Source organism: Pseudodesulfovibrio mercurii (genome assembly GCF_000189295.2).
GTDB classification, from domain to species: domain Bacteria; phylum Desulfobacterota; class Desulfovibrionia; order Desulfovibrionales; family Desulfovibrionaceae; genus Pseudodesulfovibrio; species Pseudodesulfovibrio mercurii.
Window position 1 is genome coordinate 20,372 of sequence record NC_016803.1, and the last position, 16,237, is coordinate 36,608.

16 protein-coding genes are annotated in these 16,237 nt (G+C 65.9%); 8 read left to right on the forward strand and 8 right to left on the reverse strand.

Annotated elements, in window-relative coordinates; genetic code table 11:
- Positions 1-294: 294 nt before the first annotated feature.
- Both DND132_RS00100 and DND132_RS00105 read right to left on the reverse strand, forming a co-directional pair.
- The gene (locus DND132_RS00100; RefSeq protein WP_014320666.1) at positions 295-1,611 is read right to left on the reverse strand and encodes an L-cysteine desulfidase family protein; all 1,317 of its coding nucleotides are present in this window, start codon (positions 1,609-1,611) and stop codon (positions 295-297) included.
- A gap of 2 nt (positions 1,612-1,613) precedes the next feature.
- On the reverse strand, positions 1,614-2,135 hold the full coding sequence (locus tag DND132_RS00105) for a hypothetical protein (protein ID WP_014320667.1): 522 nt from the start codon (positions 2,133-2,135) through the stop codon (positions 1,614-1,616).
- A gap of 189 nt (positions 2,136-2,324) precedes the next feature.
- Between DND132_RS00105 and DND132_RS00110 the strand changes: the two genes are divergently transcribed.
- The 3 genes from DND132_RS00110 (at position 2,325) to DND132_RS00120 (ending at position 5,573) form a co-directional block, all read left to right on the forward strand.
- The gene (locus DND132_RS00110; protein ID WP_014320668.1) at positions 2,325-4,091 is read left to right on the forward strand and encodes a chloride channel protein; all 1,767 of its coding nucleotides are present in this window, start codon (positions 2,325-2,327) and stop codon (positions 4,089-4,091) included.
- Between the two features lie 108 nt (positions 4,092-4,199).
- Positions 4,200-4,721, forward strand: a complete 522-nt coding sequence (locus tag DND132_RS00115) for a hypothetical protein (protein WP_014320669.1) — start codon at positions 4,200-4,202, stop codon at positions 4,719-4,721.
- A gap of 306 nt (positions 4,722-5,027) precedes the next feature.
- Positions 5,028-5,573 (forward strand): hypothetical protein, encoded by a 546-nt coding sequence (locus tag DND132_RS00120; protein ID WP_014320670.1) that lies wholly within the window; start codon positions 5,028-5,030, stop codon positions 5,571-5,573.
- 97 nt (positions 5,574-5,670) lie between these two features.
- Here the strand turns inward: DND132_RS00120 and DND132_RS00125 are convergent, their stop codons facing one another.
- From DND132_RS00125 to gcvH, 6 genes are all read right to left on the reverse strand, one after another.
- Positions 5,671-6,057 carry a rhodanese-like domain-containing protein gene (locus tag DND132_RS00125; protein ID WP_014320671.1) on the reverse strand — a complete coding sequence of 129 codons (387 nt, stop codon included), beginning with the start codon at positions 6,055-6,057 and terminating at the stop codon, positions 5,671-5,673.
- A 298-nt stretch (positions 6,058-6,355) separates the two neighbouring features.
- Entirely contained in the window at positions 6,356-6,799 is a 444-nt protein-coding gene (locus DND132_RS00130) for a NanQ anomerase/TabA/YiaL family protein (protein WP_014320672.1), read from the reverse strand.
- Positions 6,796-8,160, reverse strand: a complete 1,365-nt coding sequence (locus DND132_RS00135) for a dihydrolipoyl dehydrogenase family protein (RefSeq protein WP_014320673.1) — start codon at positions 8,158-8,160, stop codon at positions 6,796-6,798. Before DND132_RS00135 ends, DND132_RS00130 begins: the two co-directional genes overlap by 4 nt.
- Entirely contained in the window at positions 8,150-9,592 is a 1,443-nt protein-coding gene (gcvPB, locus tag DND132_RS00140) for an aminomethyl-transferring glycine dehydrogenase subunit GcvPB (RefSeq protein WP_014320674.1), read from the reverse strand. The genes DND132_RS00135 and gcvPB overlap by 11 nt, the downstream gene beginning before the upstream one ends.
- Positions 9,589-10,923, reverse strand: a complete 1,335-nt coding sequence (gene gcvPA / locus DND132_RS00145; protein WP_014320675.1) for an aminomethyl-transferring glycine dehydrogenase subunit GcvPA — start codon at positions 10,921-10,923, stop codon at positions 9,589-9,591. Before gcvPA ends, gcvPB begins: the two co-directional genes overlap by 4 nt.
- Before the next feature lie 72 nt (positions 10,924-10,995).
- The gene (gene gcvH / locus DND132_RS00150) at positions 10,996-11,376 is read right to left on the reverse strand and encodes a glycine cleavage system protein GcvH (RefSeq protein WP_014320676.1); all 381 of its coding nucleotides are present in this window, start codon (positions 11,374-11,376) and stop codon (positions 10,996-10,998) included.
- Between the two features lie 312 nt (positions 11,377-11,688).
- Between gcvH and DND132_RS00155 the strand changes: the two genes are divergently transcribed.
- From DND132_RS00155 to DND132_RS00175, 5 genes are all read left to right on the forward strand, one after another.
- The gene (locus DND132_RS00155) at positions 11,689-12,387 is read left to right on the forward strand and encodes a class I SAM-dependent methyltransferase (RefSeq protein ID WP_014320677.1); all 699 of its coding nucleotides are present in this window, start codon (positions 11,689-11,691) and stop codon (positions 12,385-12,387) included.
- Between the two features lie 11 nt (positions 12,388-12,398).
- Positions 12,399-12,818: a nickel-responsive transcriptional regulator NikR gene (gene nikR, locus DND132_RS00160; protein WP_014320678.1), complete on the forward strand. Its 420-nt coding sequence runs from the start codon at positions 12,399-12,401 to the stop codon at positions 12,816-12,818.
- 184 nt (positions 12,819-13,002) lie between these two features.
- Positions 13,003-13,773, forward strand: coding sequence for a GTP cyclohydrolase FolE2 (folE2, locus tag DND132_RS00165; protein ID WP_041915634.1), 771 nt, complete (start codon positions 13,003-13,005; stop codon positions 13,771-13,773).
- Between the two features lie 88 nt (positions 13,774-13,861).
- Positions 13,862-14,188, forward strand: coding sequence for a flagellar basal body rod C-terminal domain-containing protein (locus tag DND132_RS00170; RefSeq protein ID WP_014320680.1), 327 nt, complete (start codon positions 13,862-13,864; stop codon positions 14,186-14,188).
- A gap of 312 nt (positions 14,189-14,500) precedes the next feature.
- On the forward strand, positions 14,501-15,895 hold the full coding sequence (locus tag DND132_RS00175) for an NAD(P)/FAD-dependent oxidoreductase (RefSeq protein ID WP_014320681.1): 1,395 nt from the start codon (positions 14,501-14,503) through the stop codon (positions 15,893-15,895).
- The last annotated feature ends 342 nt before the right edge of the window (positions 15,896-16,237 follow it).

Consider the following 16,237-nt stretch of genomic DNA (forward strand, 5'->3'; position numbering starts at 1 on the left):
TCGCGTCAGGCGGCGGCTCCGCTCCCGTGGCCCGGAGGTGGCCCATAAAAGGGGCGTTTCCGTGGAGGCGCGGACCATACTTTTGATCGGATGGAGCCGCCCCGAGCGGATCGGATTCTCGGCGTCCGGACCCGGGCGGCCGCAACCTCCCAAGCCCTTTTCTTTGGTTCTTTCTTTTGGGCTCGCAAAAGAAAGAACCCCGCCGGGAGGGCTGCAAAAAAAATGGAGGAGCGCCAGCGACGGCTCTCCTCCATATTCGCAAATTCAGCGGGCTTTCCGCCCAAAAAACCAACCCTACACGTCCGAGAACCGCTTATCCAACATGATCTGCAAGATGGTCTGATCCGTCTGGATCATGCCGTCCACGGCCAGGGTCCCGACGTTCCGCATGGTGTCCTCGGACGACAACCCGATGATCCCGTCGGTGTGGTGGACGTTGACGCCCTGGAGGGAGAAGAGGGCGGCCTGGACCGCCGTGCCCGCCGCCGTGGCGAGCTTGAGGGCGCAGCCGGTCTTGGCCCCGTCGCAGATGATCCCGGCCAGGTCCTCCATGAGGTTCTTGATGGCCCCGGCGATGTGGTGGGCGTCGCCGCCCAGGAGGAAGGTGATGCCCGCCGTGGCTCCGGCCCCGGCGGCCACGGAGCAGCCGCAGATGGCGGACAGGCGGCCGGTGTGCGCCTTGACGAAGGCGGTGACGATGTGGGAGAGGGCCACGGCCTCGAGCACGGCCTTGATCTCCACGCCCTCGACGTAGTCCTTGACCGCCCAGATGGGCAGGATGGCGGTCAGGCCGTGGTTGCCGGACCCGGCCGAGGACATGGCGGGCAGGGACGCGCCGGACATGCGCGCGTCGGCCGCGGCCGAGGCCAGGATGCGCGCGGCCAGCATCATGTCCTTCTTGATGAGGCCCTGGCGGCAGAGCCGTTCCAGGGTCTTGCCCACGCCCAGCCCCAGGCCGTACTTCAGCCCCTGTTCGGCCAGACGCATGTTCACGTCCACGCCCTCTTGGAGAAAGGCGTAGTCGTCCTCGTCCAGTTCGTCGGTCAGGGCCATGAGCTCGTTCAGCGTCAGGGTCTTGAGCCAGGCCTCCATGGCCGCCACCGGGGAGGGCGCGCCGTCGGGCCGGGTGCGGATGAGCGGGCTCTCCACGGGCTTGCCGTTCAGGGTCAGGGAGACGATGTTGTCGTGCAGCCCCTCGATGACCGACTCGGCCACCTGGTCGCCGGACACGGCCTTGGCGCGGATGAGCAGCCCCTGGTGGTCCTTGATCAGGGTGACGTCCACCCGGCCCTCGGCCAGGGCCCGCTTGGCGGTCCTGACGTCCTCTTCGGTCACGGTCTGGAGGACCTCAAGGCGCAGGGACGGGTCGCCGCCCGCCGCGCCCAGGGCGGCGGCGGTGTCCAGACCGGACAGGCCGCCCGCGCCGGGGATGGAGACGGCCAGGCCGTTCTTGTAGACGTTGGGGTCCACGGCCACCTCGAGGCGGTCGAAATGCTTGCCGGGGAGCAGGGACACGGCGGCCGCCGCGCCCAGGGCGATGGCCACGGGCTCGGTGCAGCCGAGCGCCGGGGCGACCTGGATGGAGAGAACGTCCTTGACCGTGAACTGCATGGCTAGCTCCTCACCGTGCTCTTGGGACAGTTGGCGCTCAGGTGGCAGACCTCGCACCCGCCGGTGTAGGGGTAGGGGGTGAGGACCGCGTACTTGCGGTTGACCGACCCCTCCTCGTTCCAGGTCAGGCCGAGGTCCTCGAAGGCGGCCAGGATGCCCTGGCCCGGCCGGGGCAGGGGGGCGCACTTGCCCTGCTGGAGCTCGGGCACGAACCCCTGGGCCGCGCTCATGACCATGGTGATGGCCAGGGCGTGGAAGAGCAGGCCGTGGGTGGGCGAGTCCTGCCAGATGCCCTCGATGGCGTCCTCGGCGGCCTGGTCCAGGAAGATGAGCACGAACTTGCCTTCGCCCTCGGGATTCTTCAGTTCATAGGCCTTGAGGCTCTCGGCGGCCCATTTGTCCCAGAACTCCTCGAACTCTTCGAGGATGTCGCCTTCGATGCGGGTTTCGCCCGCCACCTCCATGAAATACATCATGTCGAAATCGGGGTTCGGGGTCAGGGGGGTGATGTCGTATTTGGCCATGTCGGTTCTCCGTGAAGGGAATTGGGTGCGTAGGGGAGGCTTTGCTTACCCTTTTTCCCGGCCGCGCTCAAGTTTTCCGGTCAATTCGTTGCGCTTCCGGGGAAAGTGAGGTTACGATTGCATCCAAGGGAGATAGGGCCCGGTCCCGCATTGTCAACACCGTGCCGCAGCGAGCGAATTGGAGATTCAATGGCCCCTGACCGAAGCGAACCCCTCTTTCTCAAGCTCAGACGCCCCAACATCCGATTTCTGTTCCTGGCCATCATCATCGGCGGACTGGCCGGGTACGGGGCGGTCCTGTTCAAGCTGATCCTCAAGTACATGCAGTGGGTCTTCTACCGGAACACCGGGGACTGGCTGACCTTCGCCGCCACCGTCCCGCTGTGGATGAAGATCGCCATGCCCGTGGCGGGCGGCCTGGTGGTCGGCCTGGTGGTCAGCTTCTTCGCCTCCGAGGCCAAGGGGCACGGCGTGCCCGAAGTCATGCAGGCCATCGCGCTCAGGGGCGGGCGCATCCGAAAAAGGGTGGCCGCCGCCAAGATCTTCGCCTCGGCCGTGACCATCGGTTCGGGCGGGTCCGTGGGCCGCGAGGGGCCCATGGTCCAGATCGGGGCGTCCATCGGCTCGTCCGTGGGCCAGATATTCAAGATTCCGCGCGTGCACATGAAGACCATGGTCGGCTGCGGAGCGGCTGCGGGCATCGCGGCCACCTTCAACGCGCCCATCGCCGGGGTGCTCTTCGCCCTGGAGATCATCATCGGCGATTTCGGGGTCATGCAGTTCTCGCCCGTGGTCCTGTCCTCGGTCATGGCCACGGCCATTTCCCGCTACTATTTCGGCGACTTTCCGCATTTCAACATCCCAGCCTATTCCATCGTCTCCCTGTGGGAGTACCTCTTCTACCCAGTGCTCGGCGTGATCACGGGACTGGTCGCCCTGTCCTTCACCAACACCCTGTACTGGCTGGAGGACCGCTTCGACGCGCTGCCCGTGCCGGATTGGAGCAAGCCCGCCCTGGGCGGGGTCGTGCTCGGGGGCATCTTCGCGGTCTGGCCCCAGGTCTTCGGCGTGGGCTACGGGGCCATGAACGCGGCGCTCATCGACCAGACCCCGTTCCAGCTCATGTTCGTGCTCATCTTCGTCAAGATCGCGGCCTCCAGCGTGACGCTCGGCTCGGGCGGGTCGGGCGGCATCTTCGCACCCAGCCTGTTCATGGGCTGCATGACCGGCGGGGCCTTCGGCCACGTGGTCCACTGGCTGCTGCCCGCCTACACGGCCACGCCCGGGGCCTACGCCCTGGTGGCCATGGGCGGCCTGGTGGCGGGCACCACCTACGCGCCCATCACCGCCATCCTGATCATCTTCGAGATGACCTCGGACTATTCCATCATCCTGCCGCTCATGCTGACATGCATCACGGCCACGGTCATGAACTCGACCATCCAGCGGGCGTCCATCTACACCACCAAGCTGCTTCGGCGCGGCATCGACATCGAGGCGGGCCGCGAGCGGCACCTGCTCTCGCACATGCTGGTCAAGGAGGTCATGGTCCGCGACTTCGTGACGATTCCCCGGACCATGACCCTGACGAGCATCATCTGGACCTTCAAGACCCAGAACGCGCCCTACCTGCACGTGGTGGACGAGGAGGACCGGCTGACCGGGATCATCTCCTTCCGCGACCTGCGGGCCGTGCTCAACGAGGAGGGGCTGGGCGACCTGCTCATCGCCGAGGACCTGGCCACCAAGAACCCCGTGACCGTGACCACGGACGACACCCTGCAGGACGCCCTGGACCGGATCACGGACCGGGGCGTGTCCCAGCTGCCGGTGCTCTCTACCGGACGGGAGCCTAGGCTGGTGGGCACCCTGACAGAGCTGGCCATCGACGCGGCCTACAACTCGGCCACGGTCAAGGCCGAGATCGCCGAGGACGAGGAGCGGATGGCGTCCTAGGCCCGCCGATCCGGGCCGTGGATAGCCGTTGAGGCCCGCCGACCTTTGTGCTAGCCTCCGGGCACCGGCCGGTCTGGCCGGGCAATCGCATTTCGAGGAACCGACCGCATGAACGACATCCGCATTTCCGTGACTCTGTCCCTGGACGAGCAGCATCCCGAGGACGGCTACATCGACTTCAACCTGTCCGTGGACGGGCAGTATCTGCACGAGGTCAACGTCTACGTCGATCCCGTGGACCTGGTCACCTCGGCGACCATGTCCGGCGAGTTCTTCATCTACACCTGCGACTGCGGCAACCCGGCCTGCCAGGGCATCGACGACGGAGTCATGGTCTCCCACACCCCGGACACCGTGGTCTGGCGGCTGATCAACCCCATCTCCTGGCCGCCGGACGAGCCCCGGCCCGACTGGGAGCACGAGGCCGAGTTCATCTTCCCCAGGGACCTCTACCTCCAGCAGGTCTCCATGGCCCTGGACCACGCCAAGCGCATCGCCCGGGGCTTCCACCTGACCGGCACCCTGTGGGTCGGCCCGGACCTGTCCAAGGAGGGGCTGCTGGCCCTGGAAATCCCCCAGCAGGACGGCGGCTTCTACGCCGTGGAACCCGAGGGCCACGCCCTGCATTAGTTTTTCGGCGCATCTGGAATACCGCGTTTGCGTATTTCCGGGAAATGGTCTATTGTCTCTGTAAATGCTCCGGCTGCTTTTCCGGTGGACCCGTCCATCAGGAGGAGCAGACATGTCTGTTTACGATCCCAACCAAAGCCGTTTTCATCGCGCACGTCTGTTGCGTGCGCCGCCTTGCGCCGTTCGGGGGAACCGTTCGGGGGAACTGTGTTCAGGGCTCGGGCGTCATTGCCCGCGGGAGGAGTGCCTGCTTTTCGGGGCGGACCGAGGTTCGCCGGAACGACAACCGGAAACGGGGGGGCACCCATGTACGTGCCAATAAAGATTTATCCCAATCGGTGGAGTCTCAGAGGGTGCATTGTCCGTGCCGCCTTCTGCCTGTGCCTGGCCGTGGCCGGGTTCCAGTTCATCGACGAAAAGAACCTGAAACTGGCCGTGTACTGCCTGAGCATGGCGGGGTTCGCCGTGTCCATGATCAACGCCGTGGCGGTCATGGCCCGGCAGCCCATGGTCAAGGTCCTCGAAGACCGCTTCTCGGTGTACACGCCCTTCGGCTACGCCATGATCCGGTTCGGTGAGGTGCTGGCCTTCCGCAGGAGCCGGATGCCGTTCCGCAGCGTCCTGCGCATCGAGATCAACGGCTCGGCACGGCCCAAGTTCCCGTCCGCCTTCTGCCGCCTGCTCTTCGCCGTGGTCAGCCTGCGCTTCACCAACACCGTGTCCATCCCCGGCTACCTGCTCGGGGCGGACCCGGAGTCCGTCATGCAGATGCTCGAAAAGCGGCGTGTTTCCGCCGTGCGCCTGGACGCCATCGGCGATTACGATCCCATGGCCCTGACCACGATGGGGTGATGAGGAAACCGGCGGGCCATGGCGGCCCGCCGGTTTTTGTCCTGCAAGCGGCCTGCCGTTCGCGGCAGGGGACGGGGCGTCGGGAACGGCCGCCCCGTCAACAGGCGCAGCCTATGCCGGGTGCGCCTGCGCCCTTTGCCGTGGGGTAGCCGTCGCGCCGCCACCAGTCGAGGCCGCCGATGAGTTCCTTCACCCGAAAGCCCAGGCGGGTCATGTTCAGGGCCCCCTTGGTGGAGGCGTTGCAGCCGATGCCGTCGCAGTAGATCACGTAGAGCGCCTGGCGGTCGAATCCGGCGGTGGCGTCCGCGCTCATCTCCCGGTGGGGCAGGCCGACCGCGCCGGGGATGTGTTCGGCCGCGTAGGCCGAGCCCCCGCGCGCGTCGATGACCACGACGTTCTCTCCGTTTTCACGGGCCTGGTTCAGGTCCCAGGAATCCATCTCCCAGCGCAGCTTGTTCTCGTAGTGGCTCACTTGGTCCCGCATGACGTCTCCTATGGGTTGGCGGTCGGGGTATTCTCACCCTAGCCGGATCTCCACCGACGCACCAACGGCAATTCCCGATCCCCCCATTCAGCCAAACCGAACCCCCGCATCGCACCCCGCGAAGCGGCAATAAAAAGTTTGGGAAAGGAAGGGGATGGGGGTCCGGGGGAAGGGGAAGGAAAACCCTTTTCAAAGGGTTTTCCTTCCCCTTCCCCCGGCTAATCGCTGCTGTCCTCATCCGTAAGGCTCGAAGACTCGCCAACGGCTAGGAGGCCCGGAGGCAAAAAAAGGTCCGCGCCTAAACGCGGACCTTCATGATGATCTTGTGAATCTCGTTGTCCGAGATCATGGGCATGTGCGCGTCCTCCGGGAAGTAGGCGGCGATCATGCCGGGCGCGACGTCGGTCCAGTGGGTGGGCGGGTCCGCGTAGAAGGCCACGTCGGCGCGCGGGTCCGGGGCCTCGGCCGCCGGGCCGAGGTCGCGTCGCGCCTTCCAGCCGATCCTGTCCGTGCCGGCGATGACGTAGGCCAGGTCGATGTACAGGTCGTGGGTTTCGATGAGCGCGTCCCCGGGGCTGCGGCCCGGTCCTTTGGCCACCACCGCGTACAGGCCGTCCTCAAGGTCGATCCGGCCCACGGGCAGGTCGGCCAGGTCCGGCCTGCGCAGGAAGGCGAAGGCGGCGGGGAAGCGGGGGTTCAGGGCCGCGTAGCGGTCCGCGTTGTCGAGGACGTCCAGGATCATTGCACTTTCTTCCGTTCGGCCGTGAGGGCCGTGAGCAGTGCCTCGTCCAGGGACGGGTGCGGGAAGATGATCGAGTGGATGGCGTCGGCCGTCCAGCCCTGGTGCACGATCATGGCCGCCGGGGTGACCAGGCGGGACACGTCGTGGCCCACGGCGGTGACGCCGACCACCTTGCCGCCGGACCAGACCACCTTGACGAACCCCTGGGTGGCCGCGTGGGCCTGGGCCATGGGGTTGGCGGCCAGCTGGGCCGTGGATACCTCGGTGCTGTCGTAGTCGGCCAGGAAGGCCTCGTTCTCCATCATGCCCACGCGCATGACCTCGGGCGCGCCGTAGAGCACGCTCGGCACCGGGGGGCAGACGTAGGGGCCCTCGACCTTTCCGGCCGCGTGCAGGGCCACGTAGCGAGCCTGGTGCGAGGCGGCGTGGGCCAGCTGGATGTGGCCGTTGGCGTCGCCGATGGCGTAGATGTCGGGCGCGGCCATGAGGTAGTCGTCCACCTGAATCTGGTTGAAGAGCAGCTCGACGCCCGCCTTGCGCAGCCCGATGTCCATGGTCACGGGGCCGCGCCCCACGGCCACCAGGGCCTTGTCCGCGATGAGCTTGTCGCCGGACTGGAAGGTCAGCTCGGCCTTGCCGTTCCTGGTCAGGACCCCGGCCACGCGTTCCTCCAGACGGATGTCCCACTTCCAGCGCTTGAAGACCGAGGCCAGGGTCGCGGAGACCTCGGGGTCCTCCAGCGGGGCCACGCGGTCCATGGCGTCCACCACGGTGATCCTGCAGCCGAAGCGGTGGGCCACCTGGGCCATTTCCAGGCCGATGAAGCCCGCGCCGACCACGATCAGGGATTCGGGCATGGCCTCCATGGACAGGAACATGTCGGAGTCGAGCACGCACTCTCCGTCCGGTTCCAGGCCGGGGAAGAAGATGGGCCTGGAGCCGGTGGCGACCACGAGCTTTTTGTAGTCCAGGGTCCGCTCGCCGTCGGCCGCGGCCACCGTGACCCGATGGTCGCCGGACAGGCGGCCCATGCCCTCGACCAGCTCCACGCCGAGCTTCTTGAGCTGCAATCCCATGGCCTTGCGGGTGCCGGCCAGGTGCTTTTGCACCCGGTTTTGCAGCCCGGCGAAGTTCACGGTCACCTCGCCGGAGGCGACCTTCATGCGGGCCTGGTTGTGCAGCTCCTCGATGGCCGAGGTGGCCCCTAGCCAGAGCTTGGTCGGGATGCATCCCCGGTTCAGGCAGGTGCCGCCCAGGAAGTCCTTTTCCACCAGGGCCACGGACAGGCCGAGCCCGGCCGCGTCCACGGCGGCGTCGAACCCGCCGGGACCGGCCCCGATGACCACGAGATCAAAGGTCATCGGTCAGCTCCATGGCGCGGGCGGCCTTGGTCTCGTCCAGTCGGGTCACGGGCAGGGTGACCGGGGCCGAGGTCAGGACCTCGGGATGGGTGTCCACCAGCCCGGCCAGCTCGATGAGGTCGTCGCAGAACTGATCCAGGGTCTCCTTGTTCTCGGTCTCGGTGGGCTCGATCATGATCGCCTCGGGCACGATCAGCGGGAAGTAGACCGTGGGCGCGTGGTAGCCCTTGTCCAGCAGCCCCTTGGCGAAGTCGAGCGCGTGCACGCCCTTCTTGGCCTGTTCGGAGGCCGAGGCCACGAATTCGTGCATGCAGATGCGGTTGTAGGGGACCTCGAAGTGGTCGCACAGCCGCTTGCGCATGTAGTTGGCGGCCAGGACCGCGTTCTCGGTGGCCCTGGTCAGCCCCTTGCCGCCGAGGCGCAGGATGTAGGCGTAGGCCTTCAGGTACACGCCGAAGTTGCCGTAGAAGGGGGCCACGTAGCCGATGGACTTGGGCCGGTCGTAGTCCAGGAAGTAGCGGCCGTCCTCGCGCTTGGCCACGCGGGAGATGGGCAGGAACGGGGCGACCTTCTCGGACACGCCCACCGGGCCGGAGCCGGGGCCGCCGCCGCCGTGGGGCGTGGCGAAGGTCTTGTGCAGGTTGAGGTGGACGATGTCGAAGCCCACGTCGCCCACGCGCATCTTGCCCATGATGGCGTTCAGGTTGGCCCCGTCGTAGTAGAGCAGGGCGTCCACCTTGCGCAGCATCTTGACGATCTCGGGCAGGTTCTTTTCGAACAGGCCCAGCGTGTTGGGGCAGGTCATCATCATGCCCGCCACCTCGTCGTCCAGGACCTCGGCCAGGGCGGCCGGGTCAACGATGCCGTCCTTCGACTCCACGGAGACCACCTCGAAGCCCGCGATGGCGGCCGAGGCGGGGTTGGTGCCGTGGGCCGAGTCGGGCACGATGACCTTGGTCTTCCTGTTGCCCCGGTCCTTGTGGTAGGCGGCCATGAGCATGGTTCCGGTCAGCTCGCCGTGCGCCCCGGCCATGGGGTGCAGGGTGAAGGCGGACATGCCGGTGATCTCGCAGAGCAGGGCCTCGGTTTCGTACATGACCTCAAGGGCGCCCTGGCAGAGCCCGCCCGCGCCGCGAAGCTGGGGCAGGACAGGGTGCAGCCGGGTGAAGCCGGGCATGGCCGCGACCACCTCGGTGAACTTGGGGTTGTACTTCATGGTGCACGACCCCAGCGGGTAGAAATTGCCGTCCACGCCGTAGTTGCGCTGGGAGAGCCGGGTGAAGTGGCGGACCACGTCGAGCTCGGAGGCCGAGGGCAGGCCGACCTCGCCGTCACGCAGCAGTTCCTTGGGGATGTAGGCCTCTTCGGCCATGCCTTCGCAGGGCCAGCAGCCCTCGCGTCCGGCTACGGATTCTTCGAATATGGTCTTCATTTCAGCGCACCTCGCAGCATCTCGGCGAATATGCCGATCTGTTCTTCGCTGGTCTTTTCCGTGCAGGCCACCAGCAGGCCGTTTTCCAGTCCCTCGAAGTAGCGGCCCAGCGGGAAGCCCGGGACAAAGCCGCGCTCGGTCAGCTTGGCGATGACCTCGAAGGCGTTGACCGGCAGGGTCACGGCGAACTCGTTGCCGAAGGCGCCCTTGGTCAGCATCTCCACGCCGGGGATAGCGGTCAGCTTCCCGGCGCAGATGTGGGCGCGTTCCACCGACACCCTGGCCGCGCGCTTGAGGCCGAGCTCGCCCAGCGCGCACATGTGGACCAATGCGCGCAGGGCGCACAGGGACTGGTTGGAGCAGATGTTGGACGTGGCCTTCTGGCGGCGGATGTGCTGCTCGCGCGCCTGGAGGGTGAGCACGTAGCCCGTGCGGCCCTTGGTGTCCGTGGTCCGGCCCACGATGCGGCCGGGCATCTGGCGGACCATGGCCTTGGTGCAGGTCATGATGCCCAGGTACGGGCCGCCGAAGGAGAGCGGCAGGCCCAGGGACTGGCCCTCGGCCACGGCCACGTCAGCGCCCATGGCGCCGGGCGTCTTGAGCAGGGACTGGAGCACCGGGTAGGCGGACACGATGGACACGGCCTTGACCTTGGCGGCGGCCTCGAACAGCCCCGTGAAGTCGTTGATGGAGCCGAAGAAGTTCGGGTTCTGGACCAGCACGGCGGCGATGGAGTCGTCCAGGGCCGCCTTGAGCCCCTCGATGTCGGTCATGCCGTCCTTGTGGGGCACGGTGACGAACTCGAGGTCCAGGTTGGAGGTGTAGGAGCCGAGCATGACCCGGTAGATGGGGTTGAGCGCCTCGGAGACCACGATCTTGCGCCGTTTGGTCTTGCGCACGGCCATCATCAGGGCCTCGTACAGGGCGGTGCCGCCGTCGTAGACCGAGGCGTTGGCGCACTCCATGCCCAGCAGCCGGGTCACGGCGGTCTGGTACTCGAAGATGGCCTGGAGGGTGCCCTGGGAAGCCTCGGGCTGGTAGGGCGTGTAGGCGGTGTAGAACTCCCCGCGCATGGTCAGGGCGTCCACGGCGGCCGGGATGTAGTGGTCGTAGAAGCCCGCGCCCAGGAAGCTGACGCTGTTGGTGGCGTTCTTGGCGGCCAGTCCCTCCAGCTTGGAGAGGACGTCCATCTCGCTCAACCCCTCGGGGATGTCGAAACTCTTGGGGCGCATGTCCGGGGTGATCTCGGCAAAGAGGTCCTCCACGGAATCCACGCCGATGGTGGCGAGCATCTCGCGCACTTCGTCTTCGGTATGCGGTACAAACGGCATGATGAAACCTGCTCGGTTATGGGGAAAAAGAAAAGGGCCGAGACATGTGCCCCGGCCCCGTCGGCGTTTCGCCTAGTGGGCCTCGGATTCGACCACCGCGGCGTAGCCCTCGGCGTCCAGCAGCCCCTCGGGGGCGCCCTTGATCCGGAACTTGAGCATCCAGCCCGCGCCGTAAGGCTCCTCGTTGACCCTCTCGGGCGCGTCCGCGAGCTCCTCGTTGACCTCGATGACCTCGCCGGAAACCGGGGCGTAGATCTCGCTAGCGGCCTTGACGGATTCGACGGAACCCATCTCCGCGCCCGCCTCGAAGGTGTCGCCCACCTCGGGCAGCTCCACGAAGGTCAGGTCGCCGAGCTGTTCCTGGGCGAACTGGGTGATGCCCACGGTGGCCACGTCGCCCTCGACCAGGACCCACTCGTGGGTTTTCGCATACAACAGATCTTCGGGAATCATATCTCTCTCCTTGATTCGAAAAGGGGGTTATCGGGTGGTTGATCGCTAGTCTTTAGCATGGGATGAATGTGTTGGAAACAGTAAAAATAATGACAGTTTCATGGTTTTCATCCGTAATTTCCGACGAACGTGCGAATTCGCCAAAAAGCTGACGAATCCGATTCGGTCCCGCCTGAAATAGCCCCATGTTTTCGGGCGATTGGGCAAGTCCTCGTATCCCATAACGTCATACATGTTTTATTCTGATGGTGTAAAAAGTATTACGAAGACGGTTGACCATGGCACGGGGCAGGGGTAATCTTGTGGGTGCGTATGAGCAGTGCACCGTCCATATCCCCCCCCGCGGCCCGCTTCTGCGAGCCCGACCCCGGCTCCCGCGTGGAGGTGGCGGTGGGCGGTCGCGTCTGGCTGCTGGACCGCGCCGCCGACATGGAGGCCCTGTGGGACGCCATGGACGGCCAGGACCTGGACGAGGACGAGCGGCTGCCGTACTGGGCCGAGGTCTGGCCCGCCAGCGTGCTGCTCGGGCGGCACATCCTGCGCAACGCGGAGCGCCTGCGGGGCCGGACCTGCCTGGACATCGGCTGCGGGCTCGGCCTGACCGGCATGATCGCGTCCTCGGTGGGGGCGCGGGTGGCGGCCTTCGACTACGAGTGGCCCGCCGTGCGCTTCGCCCGGCACAACGCCGCGCTGAACGACGTCCCCCAGCCCCTGTGGCTGCTCATGGACTGGCGGCATCCCGCCCTCAAACCCGGCGGCTTCGACTTCATCTGGGGCGGGGACGTGCTCTATGAAAAGCGATTTTTCGACCCCCTGATCCGGCTCTTCCGCCACGCGCTCGCGCCTGACGGACGCATCTGGATCGGCGAGCCCGTGCGCACCGTGTCCCGGCCCGTCTGGGAGCGGCTCGAGGACGAGGGGTTCGCGACCGAGAAATTGACCGTGGAGAAGGTCGCCCTGTGCGGCCAGAACGCCACGGTAAACCTGTGGGAAATCACCATTCCCCGATAGTGGAGGACACTATGGGCAAGACCATCCGATTCGGCGTGTCTCTGGACTCCGACCTGCTCGAAAAGTTCGACCAACACTGCGAGGAGCGCAGCTACCAGACCCGCTCCGAAGCCATCCGCGACCTCATCCGCAACACCCTGGTCCAGCGCGAATGGGAACAGGCCGAGGGCGACCTGGCCGGGACCCTGACCCTGGTCTACGACCACCACAAGTCCGGGCTGTCCCAGAAGCTGACCGAGATCCAGCACGATTCCCACGAGGTCATCCAGTCCTCGCTGCACGTGCACCTCGACCACTTCAACTGCCTGGAGGTCATCATCCTCAAGGGCGATGCCGAGACCATCAAGGAGCTCGGCCAGAAGCTCATCTCCACCAAGGGCGTCAAACACGGCAACCTCGCCTTGACAACCACGGGCAAAGACTTGATTTAAGAGGGCCTCCGGCGGCCGGTGGAAGGGAGAGAAAAACCCTTTGGAAAGGGTTCTTTCCCTCCCTTCCACCGGACCCCCATCCCTCCCTTTTCCCAAACTTTTTGGGGCCGCTTCGCGGGGCCGGGGGAGGGGATGCGTCATCCGGCGCGAGTGGGGAAGGGGGAGAAAGTAAGGGATGATATTTATGGAAGACGTACAGCAGAGTCAGGCGACCATCGCCATGCCCATCGACCGTGTGGGCGTCAAGGGATTGCGGCTGCCCATCGTGGTCCGCGACCGCGAGTCCGGGGTCCAGCACACCGTGGCCCAGGTGTCCATGTCCGTGGACCTGCCCGCCGAGTTCAAGGGCACGCACATGAGCCGCTTCGTGGAGGCCCTGGAGCACTGGGAGGGGACGCTCGACTACCACTCCTTCCTGACCCTGCTCGACGACATCGTGGACCGGCTCCAGGCCCGCAGCGCCCACCTGCGCTTCGTGTTCCCCTATTTCCTGCGCCGCCGGTCGCCGGTCTCCAAGGCGGGCGGCATGATGGACTATACCTGCCGCGTGGACGGCTACCTCAAGGACGGCAAGCTGACCTTCACCCTGGGCGCGGACGTGCCGGTCATGACCGTGTGTCCGTGCTCCAAGGCCATCTCGGACGAAGGCGCGCACTCCCAGCGGGCCGAGGTGCGCATCCTGACCCGCTTCGAGGGCTTCCTCTGGCTCGAGGACCTCATCGAGATCGGCGAGCGCGCCGGGTCCTGCCAGGTCTACTCCCTGCTCAAGCGCGAGGACGAGAAATACGTCACCGAGACCGCCTTCGCCCACCCGACCTTCGTGGAGGACGTGGTCCGCGAGGCGGCCAAGGGGCTGGACGAGCACCCCAAGGTCACCTGGTACAAGGTCGAGGTGGAGTCCTTCGAGTCCATCCACAACCACTCGGCCTTCGCGGTCATCGAGAGCGACGGGTAGCCGTTTCCCTCCCGGTTTGCATCCCGCGCCGCAAACGGCTATGGTGAATCCCGGCTGCTTCCCCAACCCCGCCAGGGGGTGATCTCTCATGTCCGACGCCAATGTCTCGGCCCTGTCCGCCCTGTCCACCGTGCAGGAGGTCTCGGCCAACAACATCGCCAACATGAACACCGACGGCTTCCGGGCCGGCGCGGTGAGCCTCGAGTCCGGCCCCGGTGGCCAGGGCGTGGAGGTGGCCTCCATCACCGAGTCCACCGCGCCCGGCGCCTTCATCAACGGGGTGGAGACCTCCAACACCGACGTCGGCCGCGAGATGGTCGACATGATCGTCACCAGCCGCGCCTTCGAGGCCAACACCACCTTCATCCGCGCGTCCGAGGAGATGACCGGCCACCTGCTGGACATGATCGCCTGACCCTCAGCCCGGGGGCGGCCCGGCCGCTTTCCGCCCCGCCTTGACAGCCTCCCTTTTCATGTCTTACGGTCTATCATGGCCCGTCTGTGCGCGTTCCCCTTTTTCCCGGACGCACGGCACGGGCCATACTTGCGTGACAACACCAAACCCCTGAGCAGGGGATTCACTTCCGCTCTCCTTCGATCCGCGCGCACTGCGCCGACAAAAAGTTTTGGAAGGATGAGGGGATGGGGGTCCGGTGGAAGGGGAGAAGGAAACCTTTTTCAAAAGGTTTCCTTCTCCCCCTCCCCCGGCCGCCGGAGGCATCACACCATGACCAAGACCGTGAAGACCGATTACGACGTCATCATCGTGGGCGCGGGCCCGGCCGGGCTGTTCGCCGCCTACTACCTGGGCGAGCATTCCAACCTGGACGTGCTGATCATCGACAAGGGCAAGCGTTCCCTCAAGCGCAACTGTCCCCTGTCCGGGGACCAGGAGTGCGTCAAATGCCGCCCGTGCAACATCCTGTGCGGCGTGGGCGGGGCGGGGCTGTTCTCCGACGGCAAGCTCAACTACATCCACAAGCTCGGCAAGACCGACCTGACCCAGTTCGTGGGCACCTCCGAGGCCCTCCGGCTCATCGACGAGACCGAGCACATCTTCAATACCTTCGGCATGGACGGCAAGGTCTTCCCCACGGACATGGAGGCGGCCAGGCAGATCCGCAAGGACGCCCGCAAGCACGGTATCGACCTGCTGGTCATCAAGCAGAAGCATCTGGGCAGCGACAATCTGCCCGGCCACATCGCGGGCATGGCCGACCACATCCGCGACAAGGGCGTGGCCTTCCACACCTCCGAGACCGTCACCGACGTGGTCGTGACCAAGGGCAAAGTCACCGGCGTGGTCACCAACCGCCAGACGTACACCGCCAAGAACGTCATCCTCGCCCCCGGCCGCGTGGGCGCGGAATGGGTCGCCCATGAGGCGCGCAAGCACGGCATCCAGGTGTCCCAGCGCGGCATCGAGGTGGGCGTGCGCGTGGAGGTCCACAACGAGATCATGCAGGACCTCTGCTCGGTCATCTACGACCCGACCTTCTTCGTGCGCACCAACAAGTACGACGACCAGACCCGGACCTTCTGCACCAACTACGGCGGCTACGTGGCACTGGAAAACTACCAGGACTTCGTCTGCGTCAACGGCCACGCGCTCATGAACAAAAAGTCCGACAACACCAACTTCGCCTTCCTCTCCAAGGTCGTCCTCAACGACCCGGTGGAGGACAACCAGGCCTACGGCGAGTCCATCGGCCGGTTGGCCACCCTCATCGGCGGGGGCAAGCCCATCCTTCAGCGGTTCGGCGACCTGCGCCGCGGCCGACGGTCCACCTGGGACCGCATCGGCAACGGCTACATCGAGCCGACCCTGCGCAACGTGGTCCCCGGCGACATCGCCATGGCCCTGCCCGAACGCATCCTGACCAACCTCATGGACGGCCTGGAACAGCTCAACAACGTGGTCCCCGGCGTGTCCAACGACGAAACCCTGCTTTACGCCCCGGAGATCAAGTTCTTCGCCACCCAGGTGGATACCCGCAAACACCTGGAAACCAGCGTGGACGGCCTGTTCGTGGCCGGCGACGGACCCGGCGTGGCCGGCAACATCGTCGGCGCCGCCGCCACCGCCCTCATCCCCGCCAAGGAAATCATCCGCCGCTCGTAGGCGGCGGATGCGTGAGCCGCCTCCGGCGGCCAGGGGGGAAGGGGGAAAGAGGGCACCCTTTGAAAAGGGCTGCCCTCTCTCCCCCTTCCCCCCTCCCTCTCACCCTCCTAAACTTTTTGGTGCCGCTTCGCGGGAGGCGAGGGCGGTTGTTTTTTGTGGAATGCCGGGATTCGAGCGTTGGCGAAATAAAAGCTCAAAAGCATGGTTGGTGCTTCCGCACGGACCTGCCGAAGGCACACAAAAGGTTCTTGAGCGGGGTCCGGGGCGGCGCCCCGGCCGCCGGAGGCGTTCTTCTCCCCACAGGGCAGGGGGGTGGTTTTCCAGAATTTCTTTATATGAGGG

What these genes read in the sequence shown, in the direction of transcription:
- DND132_RS00100 (WP_014320666.1), bottom strand. Translation starts at nt 1,611, where the DNA reads ATGCAGTTCACGGTCAAGGACGTTCTCTCCATCCAGGTCGCCCCGGCG.
- DND132_RS00105 (WP_014320667.1), bottom strand. Translation starts at nt 2,135, where the DNA reads ATGGCCAAATACGACATCACCCCCCTGACCCCGAACCCCGATTTCGAC.
- DND132_RS00110 (WP_014320668.1), top strand. Translation starts at nt 2,325, where the DNA reads ATGGCCCCTGACCGAAGCGAACCCCTCTTTCTCAAGCTCAGACGCCCC.
- DND132_RS00115 (WP_014320669.1), top strand. Translation starts at nt 4,200, where the DNA reads ATGAACGACATCCGCATTTCCGTGACTCTGTCCCTGGACGAGCAGCAT.
- DND132_RS00120 (WP_014320670.1), top strand. Translation starts at nt 5,028, where the DNA reads ATGTACGTGCCAATAAAGATTTATCCCAATCGGTGGAGTCTCAGAGGG.
- DND132_RS00125 (WP_014320671.1), bottom strand. Translation starts at nt 6,057, where the DNA reads ATGCGGGACCAAGTGAGCCACTACGAGAACAAGCTGCGCTGGGAGATG.
- DND132_RS00130 (WP_014320672.1), bottom strand. Translation starts at nt 6,799, where the DNA reads ATGATCCTGGACGTCCTCGACAACGCGGACCGCTACGCGGCCCTGAAC.
- DND132_RS00135 (WP_014320673.1), bottom strand. Translation starts at nt 8,160, where the DNA reads ATGACCTTTGATCTCGTGGTCATCGGGGCCGGTCCCGGCGGGTTCGAC.
- gcvPB (WP_014320674.1), bottom strand. Translation starts at nt 9,592, where the DNA reads ATGAAGACCATATTCGAAGAATCCGTAGCCGGACGCGAGGGCTGCTGG.
- gcvPA (WP_014320675.1), bottom strand. Translation starts at nt 10,923, where the DNA reads ATGCCGTTTGTACCGCATACCGAAGACGAAGTGCGCGAGATGCTCGCC.
- gcvH (WP_014320676.1), bottom strand. Translation starts at nt 11,376, where the DNA reads ATGATTCCCGAAGATCTGTTGTATGCGAAAACCCACGAGTGGGTCCTG.
- DND132_RS00155 (WP_014320677.1), top strand. Translation starts at nt 11,689, where the DNA reads ATGAGCAGTGCACCGTCCATATCCCCCCCCGCGGCCCGCTTCTGCGAG.
- nikR (WP_014320678.1), top strand. Translation starts at nt 12,399, where the DNA reads ATGGGCAAGACCATCCGATTCGGCGTGTCTCTGGACTCCGACCTGCTC.
- folE2 (WP_041915634.1), top strand. Translation starts at nt 13,003, where the DNA reads ATGGAAGACGTACAGCAGAGTCAGGCGACCATCGCCATGCCCATCGAC.
- DND132_RS00170 (WP_014320680.1), top strand. Translation starts at nt 13,862, where the DNA reads ATGTCCGACGCCAATGTCTCGGCCCTGTCCGCCCTGTCCACCGTGCAG.
- DND132_RS00175 (WP_014320681.1), top strand. Translation starts at nt 14,501, where the DNA reads ATGACCAAGACCGTGAAGACCGATTACGACGTCATCATCGTGGGCGCG.